Source organism: Methylobacterium aquaticum, assembly GCF_016804325.1.
Lineage (GTDB): Bacteria > Pseudomonadota > Alphaproteobacteria > Rhizobiales > Beijerinckiaceae > Methylobacterium > Methylobacterium aquaticum_C.
In genome coordinates this window covers 2444262-2456800 of the sequence record NZ_CP043627.1, presented here as the reverse complement: position 1 = coordinate 2456800, position 12539 = coordinate 2444262, and the positions used below count along the sequence as shown (strand labels likewise).

Sequence of the window (12539 nt, the reverse complement as noted above, 5' to 3'; positions counted from 1 at the left end):
ATTCCTGTGGCACCGGGCGAGGGCAGCATGATCGTTGTGGATGCCAGCGTGCTGGTGCGCGGGTTCCGCTCGCGCAACGGAGCCTCCCATCTGGTCGTTCGGGCGATGCTCACGGGTGCGGTCGTCTTTGCAGCCTCGCCCGCCGTCGTTTTCGAGTACGAGGACGTCTTGAAACGCCCGGGACAGCTCGGTCCCGAACCCTGGATCACGCCGGCAGAGCTCGACGTTATTCTCGACGCTCTGTGTGCGAGAGCCATTCCCGCCCTGCCCCGCTTTCGGTTCCGGCCCTTTCTGGCGGACCCGAAGGACGACCTTTATATCGATTGTGCGATGGCCGCCGGTGCGGACACGATCGTGACGGAAGACCGTCATTTCGGCCATCCTGCCGTGGCCGCCTTCGGACTGTCGGCGATCGGTGCTGCCACCTTCGTGGTGGCCAATCCGAGATTGAGGATCCAGCAGGAGAGGAACTGAACATGGCATCGGTCGCCCTTCAGATCCCGGATACCGTCATGCAGCAGGCTCAGGATGCGGCGGCGGAAGAGGGCATTTCCCTGGATCAGATGCTCCTCGGCCTCATCACCGACGGCGTCGATCAGCAGCGCAGGTTCCGAGTCATGCGCGAGCGCGCGGCGCGAGCCGATGTCGCTGCCGCTCTGGCGATTCTCGATCGGGCGCCGGACGTGCGGCCCGATCCCGGTGACGACATCCTGTGAGCCTCCGCGCCGACGCGCTGGCGCCGATCCCCTTCCAGAGCATTCGTGAGTGCTGGCACGCGGACCTTGATTACCGAGCCGCCTACGAGGAGGTCTCGCCGGCCATGGATCTGGCCTTCGCCGTGGCGGAGGCACGGCAGGCCGCAAAGCTGTCCCAGGCGGAGCTTGTCCGTCGCATCGGCACCTCACCGGCAATGGTAGCGCGTTGGGAGACGGGCAAGGCCGCACCGACCACAATCTCCCTGCGCCGCGTCGCGGAGGCGACGGGAGACCGCCTCCGCATTGAGTTCGCCTTCGAGCGAGACTGACGGGTGAAGGGGCGGAGCGCCACGCGCCACCCCTCCCCGTCCGCCCTACCGGTCCGCCTTCTCGCCCGCGACTTCCCTGGCGACGAACCCCTTGGTCACCGGCACGATCTGTTCGAACACCGCCCCGGCCATCCGCTCCTCCTCCTTCAACGACAGGCGCAGAATCTCGATGTCCCGCTCGTGCCCGGCCTCCGCGGCCAGCGCGATCAGCGAGGTATAGGCGGCGATCTCGTAGGTCTCGACCGAGTAGTCGGTGTAGAGGTTCTTCAACACCTCGTCGCCGGTCACGCTGTGGACAAGCGCCGCGACGTTGCCGACCGTCTGGGTCACCACGTCCTTGAGCAGCGAACGGTCCTCGCCGTGGCCGTGCAGGAGATCGGCGAGGCGGGCGACCTGCTGGTCGGTCTCGCTCTTGTGCAGCCGCAGGGCCTGGGTCAGCTCAGGATAGCTCTCGTAGCGCTCGATCTGGCGCTGGATCATCTGCGCCGCCTGCTTCTCCAGGGCGTGGGTGTTGCGCAGGGCCGTGACGTAGATCGCCTGCACGGTCTCGGTGGTGGCCGCCGTCCGGCCCGCCGTCGCGGTGGTCATCGTGAACCTCTCGTGGCGTGGGGAATGGCGGGCAAACTGCTTGGGGGTATTCCGGGTTCGACCTCGGCCGTCCCGGACGCGACCGGCGTGGGCGTGACGAAACCGCGCGCGGCCAAAGTAGCACGCAGGCCACGGGGGAGTGGCAAGGGGCGACGGATCGTGTATAGGCTGCGCCACCCTCGCCCGCACACGGCGAGGTTTTTCGCCTTGGCAGACCGCGCTGGACGACATCCCGGCCCGGCCGAGCCCCGTGCGAAACGGCGGCCTCCCCTCGGAAGCCGCGCACCTCGTGAACCCGTAACACCGAAAGGACACGCGATGTCGATCACGGCGGAGCGCAAGACCGCGCTCATCAAGGAACATGCCCGCGGCGGAACCGACACCGGCTCGCCGGAAGTGCAGGTCGCGATCCTCACCGAGCGGATCCAGAACCTCACCGGGCACTTCAAGACCCACTCCAAGGACAACCACTCGCGCCGCGGCCTGCTCAAGCTGGTCTCGCAGCGCCGGTCGCTCCTCGACTACCTGAAGCGCAAGGACGAGGCCCGCTACCGCGCCCTCATCGAGCGCCTCGGCATCCGCCGCTAAGGTGGACCTCACGCGGTTCGGGCACCGGTCCGGGCCGCGTTTTCGCGGGTGAGCCTCGAGGCTCACCCGTCCCGGGTGGGCTGGAATGGGTCCGGCCGCCCCTCTTCCGGGACCCGCACTGAAGAAGGCGGGCCGCGACCGCCAGGGCAGGATCGCCGGTGGCTCTCATGAGCCCCTCGCCGTCTTGCGCTGGCGCCGCCCTCCCGGACCGCAGGAAGGCATGACAAGATGTTCGACGTTCAACGCGAAGAGCTGCTGTGGGGCGGGCGCAAGCTCGTGCTCGAGACCGGCAAGGTCGCCCGCCAGGCCGACGGCGCCGTGGTCGCCACCTACGGCGAGACCTCGGTGCTCGCCACCGTGGTGTCGATGAAGGAGCCGAAGCCCGGCATCGACTTCCTCCCGCTCACGGTGAACTACCAGGAGCGCACCTACGCCGCCGGCCGCATCCCGGGCGGCTACTTCAAGCGCGAGGGCCGTCCCTCCGAGAAGGAGACCCTGGTCTCCCGCCTGATCGACCGGCCGATCCGCCCCCTCTTCGTCGAGGGCTGGCGCAACGACACCCAGGTCGTGGTCACGGTGCTCTCGCATGACCTCGAGACCGATCCCGACATCCTCGCCATGGTGGCGGCCTCCGCGGCGCTGACCCTCTCGGGCGTGCCGTTCATGGGCCCGATCGCCGCCGCCCGCGTCGGCTATGTCGGCGGCCAGTACAAGCTCAACCCGCCCATCCAGGAGATGGAGGGCTCGACCCTCGACCTCGTCGTCGCCGGCACCCAGGACGCCGTGCTGATGGTCGAGTCCGAGGCGAAGGAACTGCCCGAGGACGTGATGCTCGGGCCGTGATGTTCGGCCACAAGCACTTCCAGCCGGTCATCGAGGCGATCATCCGGCTCGCCGAGAAGGCCGCCAAGGAGCCGCGCAACTTCCAGCCCGCGGATAATTCCGAGGTCGAGAAGGCCGTGCTCGAGGTCGGCGAGGCCGACCTGCGCGAGGCCTACAAGAACACCGTCAAGCAGGAGCGCTACGCCGCCGTCGACGCCGTGAAGGCGAAGGTGATGGCTGCCCTGGCTCCCGCCGAGGGCGAGGCCCGCTTCGAGGCCGAGAAGATCAAGGCGGCCTTCAAGGAGGCCCAGTCGAAGGTGGTCCGCTGGAACATCCTCGACACCGGCTCCCGCATCGACGGCCGCGACGTGAGGACCGTGCGTCCGATCGTCTCCGAGGTCGGCGTGCTGCCCCGCACCCACGGCTCGGCGCTGTTCACCCGCGGCGAGACCCAGGCGCTGGTGGTGGCGACGCTCGGCACCGGCGACGACGAGCAGTTCATCGACGCGCTCTCGGGCACCTACAAGGAGACGTTCCTCCTTCACTACAACTTCCCGCCCTATTCGGTGGGCGAGACCGGCCGCATGGGCTCGCCCGGCCGCCGCGAGATCGGCCACGGCAAGCTCGCCTGGCGCGCCGTGCACCCGGTCCTGCCGGCCGCCCACGAGTTCCCCTACACGATCCGCGTCGTGTCGGAGATCACCGAGTCGAACGGCTCGTCCTCGATGGCCTCGGTCTGCGGCGCCTCGCTGTCGCTGATGGATGCGGGCGTGCCCCTGCGCCGTCCGGTGGCCGGCATCGCCATGGGCCTCATCCTCGAGGGTGAGCGCTACGCGGTCCTGTCCGACATCCTCGGCGACGAGGATCACCTCGGCGACATGGACTTCAAGGTGGCCGGCACGGAGGAGGGCATCACCTCGCTCCAGATGGACATCAAGATCGCCGGCATCACCGAGGAGATCATGCGGGTCGCCCTCGACCAGGCGAAGGACGGCCGCGCGACCATCCTCGCCGAGATGGCGAAGGCGCTCACCGCCGCCCGTCCCGAGCTCGGCGAGCATGCGCCGCGCATCGAGACGATGCAGATCCCGACCGACAAGATCCGCGAAGTGATCGGCACCGGCGGCAAGGTGATCCGCGAGATCGTCGAGAAGACCGGCGCCAAGATCGACATCCAGGATACCGGCATCATCAAGATCGCCTCGGCCGACGGCAAGGCGATCAAGGCGGCCTATAACTGGATCCGCTCGATCGTGGCCGAGGCCGAGGTCGGCATGATCTACGAGGGCACCGTCGTGAAGACGATGGAGTTCGGCGCCTTCGTCAACTTCTTCGGCGCCAAGGACGGCCTCGTCCACATCTCCGAGCTCGCCGCCCAGCGCGTCGCCAAGGTCACCGACGTGGTGAAGGAAGGCGACAAGGTGAAGGTGAAGTTCTTGGGGCAAGACGATCGCGGCAAGATCCGCCTGTCGATGAAGGTCGTCGACCAGGAGACCGGCGAGGACCTGACCGAGAAGCTGAAGGCCCAGCGCGACGCCGACCGCTCGCGCGAGCGCCAGCCCCGCGGCGAGTGATCGTCTGAGGCGATCGGCGGAGATCGGACGGTCTCCGCCATCACGGTCCGAAAGCGCGGTCCCCCCGGGGCCGCGCTTTTTTCGTGCGCTCCGCAGGATGTCCTGACGATCCGGGTGCGGAGGACAGGATCCGGCAAGGCTGCCCTGCGGCAGGTCTTCGCGAGGCCCCCTCGACGCACACCGCGGATTTTGACGTAAGGTAAGAGACATTCTTCACGAATGCTCCTTACCAAGGGTGACCCGCGCAGGACCGTCTCACCGATGCTTCCAGACACCGACGATCGATCGATGGTCCGGAAGCGCCCGGCGGATGGCGGTCCCGCATCGAAGAGCTCCGACGTGTCCCTGGCGGTCGACGACGCGCTTCGGACGATCGAGGCGAAGGCGCTCTGGGGAGAGGTCGAGGCGGCGAGCCGCACGACCGGTCGTCTCCTGATGCTGTCGCCGGCGCTGGCCCTCGTCCTGCGAGCGGTCATGTGGGACGAGAACAGGCGCACCGCGACCGACTGGTTCTGGGCCGTCGCGGCCATCATGTGGCTGGCGGTCCCGTTCGATCACAGCGTCGCCCCGGACGCGCTCGCGGCCATCGTCACGGGCCATGTCGGCGTGACGACCATCGCCCTCGTCCTCGCCTTGCAGGCCTGGAGGCATCTCGGCTCAGACACCTGGCAGGGCATGGCCGCCTGCCTGTTCATGTCCGCCGTCATGCTCGCGGCCTTCCTGACCGGCCGGCAGGTCGGCGGCGTCAACTTCGAGCGCTTCGTCGTGGTCGGCTATTTCGGCATGGCGACCGGCATCGTCCTGCTGCCGCTGAGCATGCGCTGGACCGTCGTGGCCGCGCTCGCCCTCATTGCAACCTTCGTGGCCTGCCAATACGCCAACCCGGCCGTCGGCGACGCATCGGGGGCGCTATTCACCTTCTATTGCAGCAGCATCGGGGTGCCCTGGTCTGGATGCGGGCGCAGCTGAACGGCCGGCAGATGCGCGCCGCTCTGTTCCGGGTGACCGAGGCACGCAGCCGCCACCTGCTGAAGGAGAGCCACGACCGCCTGCACGTCATGGCCTTCACGGACGCCCTGACGGGCCTGCGCAACCGGAAGGCGATCGGCGAGGATCTGGCCGGGCTGCTCCGGGACTCGCCGGTCGGCGAGGCCCTGTCCGTTGCCATGATCGACATCGACGACTTCAAGCACCTGAACGACAGCCAGGGCCACCAAGCGGGCGATCGGGCCTTGCGCGCGGTCGGCTCTCTGCTCCTGGACTTCTCGCGGGCTCACGGGGCCGCCTGCGGCCGAATCGGCGGCGAGGAGTTCCTGGTCCTCATGCCCCGCACGACGGCCGACGATGCCCGAAGCCGGATCGAGGTCATTGTGCAGGACCTGGACCGGATGGACATTCCGAATCCGGGATCCCGGGTGGCCGACCGTGTCACCCTGAGCGCCGGCCTCGTGACGGCGGCCACGGGCACGGCCGAAGGCGGCCAGCCGGAACTCCTGATGCGCCGCGCCGACATCGCCCTGTACGACGCCAAGAAACGCGGCCGCAACCGCATCGTCACGGCGACGGCCTCGTCCGAGCCGACCGCCGCGCCGGGCCTCAGGGAACTGACCACGCTCGTCGAGCACGCACGTTATCGCCCGGTACCGGAGCGGAGCGCGGGCCGGCGGGCGTGAGGAGCTACCATCCGGCGACACGCGCCCTCCTCGATGCCACCGGCTCGCGAACGACCGCGCCCTGAACGGTCGGGGGTGAAGGGCGTCGGGACGCTCCGATTCGTCGTCAGGGCTGCCATCGCCCGCGGTCCGGCATCGCCGTCTTCCCGCCCGCTCCCACCTCTGCTTCAAGGTCACTCGCGGGCGCCGCTGATTCGCCCGCCGGGGAGGCAGCGCATGAGCGACGATCTCGTCTTCTACACCCACCCGATGTCCCGCGGCCGCATCGTCCGCTGGATGCTGGAGGAGGTCGGGGCGCCCTACCGCACCGAGATCATGGGCTACGGTTCGGGAATGAAGGACCCGGCCTACCGGGCGATCAACCCGCTGGCCAAGGTGCCGGCCCTGGTGCATCGCGGCGTCACCGTGACCGAGACGGCGGCGATCTGCGCCTACCTGGCCGATGCCTTTCCGCAGGCCGGCCTCGCCCCGGCCCTCGATGACCCCGAGCGCGGCGCCTATTACCGCTGGCTGTTCTTCGCCGCCGGGCCCGTCGAGGCGGCGGTGACCGACAAGGCGCTCGGCATCGAGGTGCCGGAGGAGAAGCGCCGGATGGTCGGGTACGGCAGCATGGCGGAGGTGCTCGATGCCCTCGAAGGCGCGGTCTCGGGCCGGGACTACCTCGCCGGCGGGCGGTTCTCGGCCGCCGACCTCTATGTCGGCTCGCACCTGATGTGGGGCATGCAGTTCGGCGGCATCGAGCGGCGCCCGGCTTACGAGACCTACGTCGCCCGCCTCGCCGACCGCCCGGCGGCGATCCGGGCGCGGGAGATCGACGACCGGCTCATCGCCGAGGCTCCGCAGGGGTGAGCGGGCCCGCCGGCGGCAGGAAGTCGGGCGGAGAGCCTGCCCGGAGGGAACGTCCGTGCTCCGTCCGCGTTCGCACCGCGACACGAGCGGATACCCGTCCGCACCCGGAGCATGACGGAGAACCCCATGGCCAACGACCTGATGCACGACGTGTTCGGCGGCGAGCGCAACCTGACCACCAAGGAGCGCGCCATCTCGGTCGCGCTCGGCCTCGGACTCGCGGCGGCGGCGGCGCAGCCCCGGCCGAACAAGTTCCTGAGCCTCGCGGCCCTGGTCGCCGGCTCGCTCCTGGCGATCCGCGGCGCCACCGGCCATTGCGCCGCCAAGTCGCTGATGAACGGCGACTCCCACGCGCCGGCGCGAATCTGACGAAGCGGCGGGGCGCCCGGACGGCGCCCCGTTTCCTGACGCGGTGACCGAACGATACGGACACGTGAAAAGGCCCGCGCCGGGATACCGGCGCGGGCCTTTTCACGATCGGAAAGAGCCGGCGGCGTCCCGCCGGCTCGCGTGACTCAGAGGACGGTGCTGCGGCGGCGGCCCTGGATGAAGCCGAAGATCGCCAGCACGACCACGGCGCCGACGACCGAGGCGATCAGGCCCGCGCCCTCGTTCGGCGGGTACCATCCGGTGACCTGGCCCAGGAACGTCGCCACGAAGGCGCCGACGATGCCGAGCAGGGTGGTCATGATGAAGCCGCTCGGCTCGTTGGCCGAACCGGGCATGATGAACTTGGCGATGACACCGGCGACGAAGCCGATGATGATGGTCCACAGGATCGCAAGCATGGAGGTCTGCCCTTCGGCTCCGCTTCTATGCAGGGCAAACGCACGAGGTCCGGCCATGGTTGCGCCGAACTTCGCGCTTCCCAGCCCTGTGGACGGCGGGAGGCCTTTACGCGCCCCGGGTTCGGCGGCACAAGGCGCCCGAGCGCCATTCCAGCGCCTCGAGGAGTTTTTCGATGACCATCACCCGTTTCGACACCGGCCCCCGGATGAGCCAGGCGGTGGTCCATAACGGCACCGCCTACCTCGCCGGCCAGGTCGCGGACAACGTCGCGAACGATGAGGGCGTCGAGGCGCAGACCAAGGACATCCTGGCCCAGATCGACGAGTTGCTGGCGACCGTCGGCAGCGACAAGACCCGGCTCCTGTCGGCCACGATCTACCTCGCCGACATGTCGACCTTCGCCGAGATGAACCGGGCCTGGGACGGCTGGGTCGCGCAAGGCCACACCCCGGCCCGCGCCACCGTCGAGGCGAAGCTCGCCGGCCCGCAATACAAGGTCGAGATCTCGATCATCGCCGCGATCGGAGCCTGATCGATGAACCTGCTCCGGCGCAGCCTCCTGCGCGGCTCCTTGTGGGCAGCGTCCTGCCTCCTCGCCCTCGCGGCGGGGCCCGCGGCGGCCGCGCCGGAGCGGGTGGTCAACATCTACAACTGGTCGGATTACATCGACCCCAAGATGCTCGACGCCTTCACGCGCGAGACCGGCATCAAGGTCGTCTACGACACCTACGACACCAACGAGATCCTCGAGACCAAGCTGCTCGCCGGGCGCTCGGGCTACGACATCGTGGTGCCGACGGGACCGTTCCTGCAGCGCCTGATCAAGGCCGGCGCCTTCCAGCCCCTCGACAAGGCCAAGCTGCCGAACCTCACCCATGCCTGGCCCGAGGTGACGGCGCGGCTCGCCGCCTACGATCCGGGCAACGCCTACGCCGTCGACTACATGTGGGGCACTACCGGCATCGGGGTGAACACCGCGCTCGTGCGCGAGCGCCTCGGCCCCGGCCAGCCGCTCAACACCTGGGACATCGTCCTGCGACCGGAGCTGATCGGCAAGCTCAAGGATTGCGGCGTCACGATGCTGGACTCGCCCGACGACCTCATCCCGAGCACGCTCCAGGCCCTCGGCCTGAAGCCCGATTCGCGCCGGACCGACGATCTCGACAAGGCGGGCGACGCCCTGTTCCGCATCCGCGGCGCGGTGCAGAAGTTCCATTCCTCCGAGTACATCAACCAGCTCGCCAACGGCGACGTCTGCCTCTCGGTCGGCTATTCCGGCGACATCCTCCAGGCGCGCAAGCGCGCCCGCGAGGCCAAGAACGACGTCGACATCGCCTATTTCATTCCGCAGCAGGGCGCCCTGATGTGGCTCGACGCCTTCGCGATCCCCAAGGATGCGCCGCATGCGGCGGAGGCCCACGCCTTCATCGACTTCATGATGCGGCCCGAGGTAGCGGCGGCCAACACCAACTTCGTCTCCTATGCCAGCGGCAACCTGGCGGCGAAGGCCCTGGTCCGTCCCGAGATCCTGTCCGATCCCGGCATCTACCCGGACGAGGCCACCTTCCGCCGGCTGTTCACCAACACCGCCTACGACGACCGCACCCAGCGGGTGGTGACCCGCCTCTGGACCCGCATCCGCACCGGGCGCTGAGGCCGGGCTCCGGTACCAAGGTCGAGTCTAGGCCAAACGACCGGTACGGCCGAGGCGGTTCGCATGCTAACCTTACGGAATGGGTGATCCGTGCGAACCCGTCCTGATGATGCTCCGGGAGGCCGGCGAGGCGGTGCCGCCCCTCGCCGGGCAGCTCGCCGCCAAGGGCTACGGCATCGTCGATGCCGTGGTCACGGAACTGGATCCGGTGCCGGCCGCCATCGACGGAGGCTGGGTGGTCGACCTGGCGCTGGTGAGCGCGGGCCTGTCGGTCTCGCGGGACCTGCCGGACATCGCCGCGCGGCTGCGGGTGGCCTGGCCTCGCCTGCCCCTGGTCTGCGTGCCGGAGGCCGTCTCCGTTCCCGGCCTGCCCGCCCTGTCCGGGGACATGAGCCTGTCGGAGATCTGCGAGCGCCTGGACGAACTCGTACTGGCCACGGTCGAGATGCGGGAAGACGCCAGGCGGCTGCGCTGGAGGGCTACCGGTCTTACTGCCCAGGTGCGGCAGGCACGCATCGGCCTCGGGATGCCGTCGCCGAGGCGCGCCGCCTCCTCGCCGAGGCGGGGCGCCTCTCCGGAAGGCGCGGCCCGGACGGCGGTCGATCGTGAGGACGGCCCGCCCTCCGTCGCAGGGCGGGCCGGGGAGCATCAATCCTTCAGGTCGTCCGGCACCTTGCCGCCGTTCTCCTCGAGTTTCTTGATCACCTGCTTGTGCAGCCACACGTTCATCGTCGCCGAATCGTCGGTGTCGCCGGTGTAGTTCAGCTCCTTGGCGAGCTCCTTGCGGGCCGACAGGCTGCTGTCGAGGTGGAGCAGCTTCATCAGGTCGACGATCGAGGTGCGCCAGTTGAGGGGCTGGCCGGCCTTCGCGGCGAGGTCGTTGAGCACCGCCTCGACATCGACCTTGCCGTCGACCTTCGGCACGCTGCCGCCCGAAGTGGCGTCCGAGCCGCCGCCCAGGGCGCCGCCGGTGGTGGTATCGGTCTTCGGCGCGTCCGAGGTCTGGGCCTGGGCGTCGCCGCCGCCGAAGGGGTGCAGGATCTTGCTGACGATCGTCCCGAGCAGGCTCATCGTGTCATCCTCCGTCAAGGGCTCATGGTGCCGCCCGCGACCATGCGGCCGTGGGCGAATGGTGGGTGCGCTCGCCCTGCGGCACCGTCGTCACGGTAACGAACCGCCCCGCTTCCCGTTCCTCGCCGCAGGGGAGATGCGCGCATCCGGCCGCTTCACGGGCGTGCCGGATGGGGTAAGGACGTGGCGCCGGCCCCGCACGGGGCCGATGGACCTGGGAACCGTGGACGAGGCATGACAGGGGATCCGATCCGCCGGGCGCTCGACGACGTCTGGTACTGCGTCGGCGAGAGCCGCAGCCTGCGGCCCGGGGGAATGCGGTCGGTCAGCCTCGGCGAGGAGGCCGTGGTGGTCGGGCGCGAGGAATCGGGGGCGCTGTTCGCCTTGCGCGACCGCTGCCCCCATCGCGGCATGGCGCTCTCGGCCGGCCGCATCGTCGACGGCAACCTCGTCTGCCCGTTCCATGGCTGGCAGTTCCGGCCCGACGGCGCCTGCGCGGCGATTCCGGCGCTCGCCCGCCGGGACGACGCCAACTTCGCCTCGGTCCGCCTCGCCCGCTTCGCGGTGGCCGAGAAATCCGGACTGATCTGGGTCCATGCCAGCGCGAATCCCGCGGGCGCGAACCCGGATGCGGCACCGCCGATCCCCGAGGTCGATTTCGCGTATTGCGGCCAGCTGGTCGAGATCCTGGAGGTCGAGGCCTCGTTCGACCTCGTGGCCCTGAGCTTCGTCGATCCGGCCCACGTCGCCTACGTGCACGATTCCTGGTGGTGGCGCCCCTCGAAGACCATGAAGGAGAAGGTGAAGCACTTCGCGCCCTCGCCCTTCGGCTTCACCATGACGAGCCACACCGCGAAGACCGCCTCCCTCGCCTACCGCCTGCTCGGCTCGATCCCGGAGGTCGAGATCGAGTTCCGGCTGCCGGGGGTGCGCCTGGAGCGGATCACCGCCGGCGAGAAGCGCCTGGCCAACTACACCTTCGCCTCGCCGCTGGCGAACGGGCGCACCGCGCTCATCAACGCGATGTACTGGAACATCCCGGGCCTCAACCTGCTGAAGCCCGTGGCCCGGCCGCTGATGCGCCAGTTCCTCGGCCAGGACCGGGACGTGCTCCAGATCGCCCAGCGCGGCCTCGACCGGAAGCCCGCCATGGTCCTGATGGGCGAGAGCGACGTGCAGTCGCAATGGTATTTCAGTCTCAAGCGCGAGTTCCTGCGCTCCCGCGAGACCGGTGCCGCCTTCGTCAATCCGCTCGAGCCGCGGGAGCTGCGCTGGCGCAGTTGACCCGGGCTTAGGAATTCGATCCCGGGTAGCGGTTTCGGCGCAACGTGCCTAGAGTTGCGCGTCGCCGCGCCAGCGCCACCCGCGCCGATTCGATTGTTCAGGCCGGATGGCTGCCCCGGAGATTCGGATGTCCGAGGACATCTTCCGCATCATCTACAAGAGCAAGGCCGCGCACGCGGCGGAGGTGATGCTGGGTCACGGCCACATCGCGAACTTGCTCGCCACGGCCCGGCAGCGCAACCAGGCCGCCGACATCTCGGGCGTGCTGGTCTATACCGGCCTCGGCTTCTTCCAGGTACTGGAGGGTCCGCGACCCGGCGTCCAGTCCGTCTTCGAATCGATCCTGGCCGACCGGCGCCATCACACCCTGGCGGTGATCGAGATGGATTTCGCGGCCGAGCGCCGCTTCGCCGGTTGGTCCATGGGCTTCCTCGGCACCACCCGGGACCTCGACGACCGGCTCAACGGCGTCGGGCTCGGCCCGGTCGGGGGGCCCGAGAGCCTGGACCAGCTCCTGCGCCGGACCCTCCTCGTCCTCGTCGACAGCCCGATCAGCATGCCGTGGCTCGGCGGGCGCGAGGATGGGCTCGGACCCGCCCTCGCGCGGCGCGTCTGATCGAGCG

Annotated in this window: 16 protein-coding genes and 1 pseudogene; 14 read left to right on the top strand and 3 right to left on the bottom strand. The window is 69.2% G+C overall.

Going from position 1 to position 12539, the window contains the following annotated elements:
• Nucleotides 1-27: 27 nt before the first annotated feature.
• The 3 genes from F1D61_RS11060 to F1D61_RS11050 are packed head-to-tail and all read left to right on the top strand — an operon-like array spanning nt 28 to nt 1024.
• On the top strand, nt 28-474 hold the full coding sequence (locus tag F1D61_RS11060) for a PIN domain-containing protein (protein WP_203157882.1): 447 nt from the start codon (nt 28-30) through the stop codon (nt 472-474).
• Between the two features lie 2 nt (nt 475-476).
• Entirely contained in the window at nt 477-716 is a 240-nt protein-coding gene (locus tag F1D61_RS11055; protein WP_203157881.1) for a hypothetical protein, read from the top strand.
• A complete protein-coding gene (locus F1D61_RS11050) occupies nt 713-1024 on the top strand; it encodes a helix-turn-helix domain-containing protein (RefSeq protein ID WP_203157880.1) in 312 nt (103 codons plus the stop codon). Before F1D61_RS11055 ends, F1D61_RS11050 begins: the two co-directional genes overlap by 4 nt.
• A gap of 45 nt (nt 1025-1069) precedes the next feature.
• Here the strand turns inward: F1D61_RS11050 and F1D61_RS11045 are convergent, their stop codons facing one another.
• A complete protein-coding gene (locus tag F1D61_RS11045; protein WP_203157879.1) occupies nt 1070-1612 on the bottom strand; it encodes a DUF892 family protein in 543 nt (180 codons plus the stop codon).
• A gap of 318 nt (nt 1613-1930) precedes the next feature.
• Here F1D61_RS11045 and rpsO point away from each other — a divergent pair, with 318 nt between their 5' ends.
• From rpsO to F1D61_RS11015, 6 genes and pseudogenes are all read left to right on the top strand, one after another.
• Nucleotides 1931-2200 (top strand): 30S ribosomal protein S15, encoded by a 270-nt coding sequence (gene rpsO, locus F1D61_RS11040; protein WP_203157878.1) that lies wholly within the window; start codon nt 1931-1933, stop codon nt 2198-2200.
• A gap of 228 nt (nt 2201-2428) precedes the next feature.
• Nucleotides 2429-4596: pseudogene (gene pnp, locus F1D61_RS11035) on the top strand (polyribonucleotide nucleotidyltransferase).
• Between the two features lie 288 nt (nt 4597-4884).
• The gene (locus F1D61_RS11030; RefSeq protein WP_203157877.1) at nt 4885-5565 is read left to right on the top strand and encodes a hypothetical protein; all 681 of its coding nucleotides are present in this window, start codon (nt 4885-4887) and stop codon (nt 5563-5565) included.
• Between the two features lie 89 nt (nt 5566-5654).
• Nucleotides 5655-6269 (top strand): GGDEF domain-containing protein, encoded by a 615-nt coding sequence (locus tag F1D61_RS11025; RefSeq protein WP_203157876.1) that lies wholly within the window; start codon nt 5655-5657, stop codon nt 6267-6269.
• Between the two features lie 216 nt (nt 6270-6485).
• The gene (locus F1D61_RS11020) at nt 6486-7118 is read left to right on the top strand and encodes a glutathione S-transferase family protein (protein ID WP_203157875.1); all 633 of its coding nucleotides are present in this window, start codon (nt 6486-6488) and stop codon (nt 7116-7118) included.
• A gap of 126 nt (nt 7119-7244) precedes the next feature.
• Nucleotides 7245-7487: a YgaP-like transmembrane domain gene (locus F1D61_RS11015; RefSeq protein WP_203157874.1), complete on the top strand. Its 243-nt coding sequence runs from the start codon at nt 7245-7247 to the stop codon at nt 7485-7487.
• A gap of 146 nt (nt 7488-7633) precedes the next feature.
• Here F1D61_RS11015 and F1D61_RS11010 read toward each other — a convergent pair whose 3' ends face one another.
• Nucleotides 7634-7906: a GlsB/YeaQ/YmgE family stress response membrane protein gene (locus F1D61_RS11010; protein WP_203157873.1), complete on the bottom strand. Its 273-nt coding sequence runs from the start codon at nt 7904-7906 to the stop codon at nt 7634-7636.
• 173 nt (nt 7907-8079) lie between these two features.
• Here F1D61_RS11010 and F1D61_RS11005 point away from each other — a divergent pair, with 173 nt between their 5' ends.
• From F1D61_RS11005 to F1D61_RS10995, 3 genes are all read left to right on the top strand, one after another.
• Nucleotides 8080-8439 (top strand): RidA family protein, encoded by a 360-nt coding sequence (locus tag F1D61_RS11005; RefSeq protein WP_203157872.1) that lies wholly within the window; start codon nt 8080-8082, stop codon nt 8437-8439.
• Between the two features lie 3 nt (nt 8440-8442).
• Nucleotides 8443-9561, top strand: a complete 1119-nt coding sequence (locus F1D61_RS11000; RefSeq protein WP_203157871.1) for a polyamine ABC transporter substrate-binding protein — start codon at nt 8443-8445, stop codon at nt 9559-9561.
• 106 nt (nt 9562-9667) lie between these two features.
• Nucleotides 9668-10321: a hypothetical protein gene (locus F1D61_RS10995; RefSeq protein WP_203157870.1), complete on the top strand. Its 654-nt coding sequence runs from the start codon at nt 9668-9670 to the stop codon at nt 10319-10321.
• Here F1D61_RS10995 and F1D61_RS10990 read toward each other — a convergent pair.
• On the bottom strand, nt 10210-10632 hold the full coding sequence (locus F1D61_RS10990; protein WP_203157869.1) for a DUF3597 domain-containing protein: 423 nt from the start codon (nt 10630-10632) through the stop codon (nt 10210-10212). The genes F1D61_RS10995 and F1D61_RS10990 overlap by 112 nt on opposite strands.
• Before the next feature lie 234 nt (nt 10633-10866).
• Between F1D61_RS10990 and F1D61_RS10985 the strand changes: the two genes are divergently transcribed.
• Together F1D61_RS10985 and F1D61_RS10980 are read left to right on the top strand one after the other, a co-directional pair.
• Entirely contained in the window at nt 10867-11916 is a 1050-nt protein-coding gene (locus tag F1D61_RS10985; protein WP_203157868.1) for an aromatic ring-hydroxylating oxygenase subunit alpha, read from the top strand.
• 127 nt (nt 11917-12043) lie between these two features.
• Complete coding sequence (locus F1D61_RS10980; protein ID WP_203157867.1) at nt 12044-12532, top strand: BLUF domain-containing protein; 489 nt, start codon at nt 12044-12046, stop codon at nt 12530-12532.
• Nucleotides 12533-12539 lie beyond the last annotated feature (7 nt).

Coding starts and splice junctions, on each gene's coding strand:
- F1D61_RS11010 (WP_203157873.1), bottom strand. CDS start 7,906: ATGCTTGCGATCCTGTGGACCATCATCATCGGCTTCGTCGCCGGTGTC.
- F1D61_RS10985 (WP_203157868.1), top strand. CDS start 10,867: ATGACAGGGGATCCGATCCGCCGGGCGCTCGACGACGTCTGGTACTGC.
- rpsO (WP_203157878.1), top strand. CDS start 1,931: ATGTCGATCACGGCGGAGCGCAAGACCGCGCTCATCAAGGAACATGCC.
- F1D61_RS11020 (WP_203157875.1), top strand. CDS start 6,486: ATGAGCGACGATCTCGTCTTCTACACCCACCCGATGTCCCGCGGCCGC.
- F1D61_RS10995 (WP_203157870.1), top strand. CDS start 9,668: ATGATGCTCCGGGAGGCCGGCGAGGCGGTGCCGCCCCTCGCCGGGCAG.
- F1D61_RS11000 (WP_203157871.1), top strand. CDS start 8,443: ATGAACCTGCTCCGGCGCAGCCTCCTGCGCGGCTCCTTGTGGGCAGCG.
- F1D61_RS10980 (WP_203157867.1), top strand. CDS start 12,044: ATGTCCGAGGACATCTTCCGCATCATCTACAAGAGCAAGGCCGCGCAC.
- F1D61_RS11055 (WP_203157881.1), top strand. CDS start 477: ATGGCATCGGTCGCCCTTCAGATCCCGGATACCGTCATGCAGCAGGCT.
- F1D61_RS11030 (WP_203157877.1), top strand. CDS start 4,885: ATGGTCCGGAAGCGCCCGGCGGATGGCGGTCCCGCATCGAAGAGCTCC.
- F1D61_RS11045 (WP_203157879.1), bottom strand. CDS start 1,612: ATGACCACCGCGACGGCGGGCCGGACGGCGGCCACCACCGAGACCGTG.
- F1D61_RS11060 (WP_203157882.1), top strand. CDS start 28: ATGATCGTTGTGGATGCCAGCGTGCTGGTGCGCGGGTTCCGCTCGCGC.
- F1D61_RS11015 (WP_203157874.1), top strand. CDS start 7,245: ATGGCCAACGACCTGATGCACGACGTGTTCGGCGGCGAGCGCAACCTG.
- F1D61_RS11025 (WP_203157876.1), top strand. CDS start 5,655: ATGGCCTTCACGGACGCCCTGACGGGCCTGCGCAACCGGAAGGCGATC.
- F1D61_RS11005 (WP_203157872.1), top strand. CDS start 8,080: ATGACCATCACCCGTTTCGACACCGGCCCCCGGATGAGCCAGGCGGTG.
- F1D61_RS10990 (WP_203157869.1), bottom strand. CDS start 10,632: ATGAGCCTGCTCGGGACGATCGTCAGCAAGATCCTGCACCCCTTCGGC.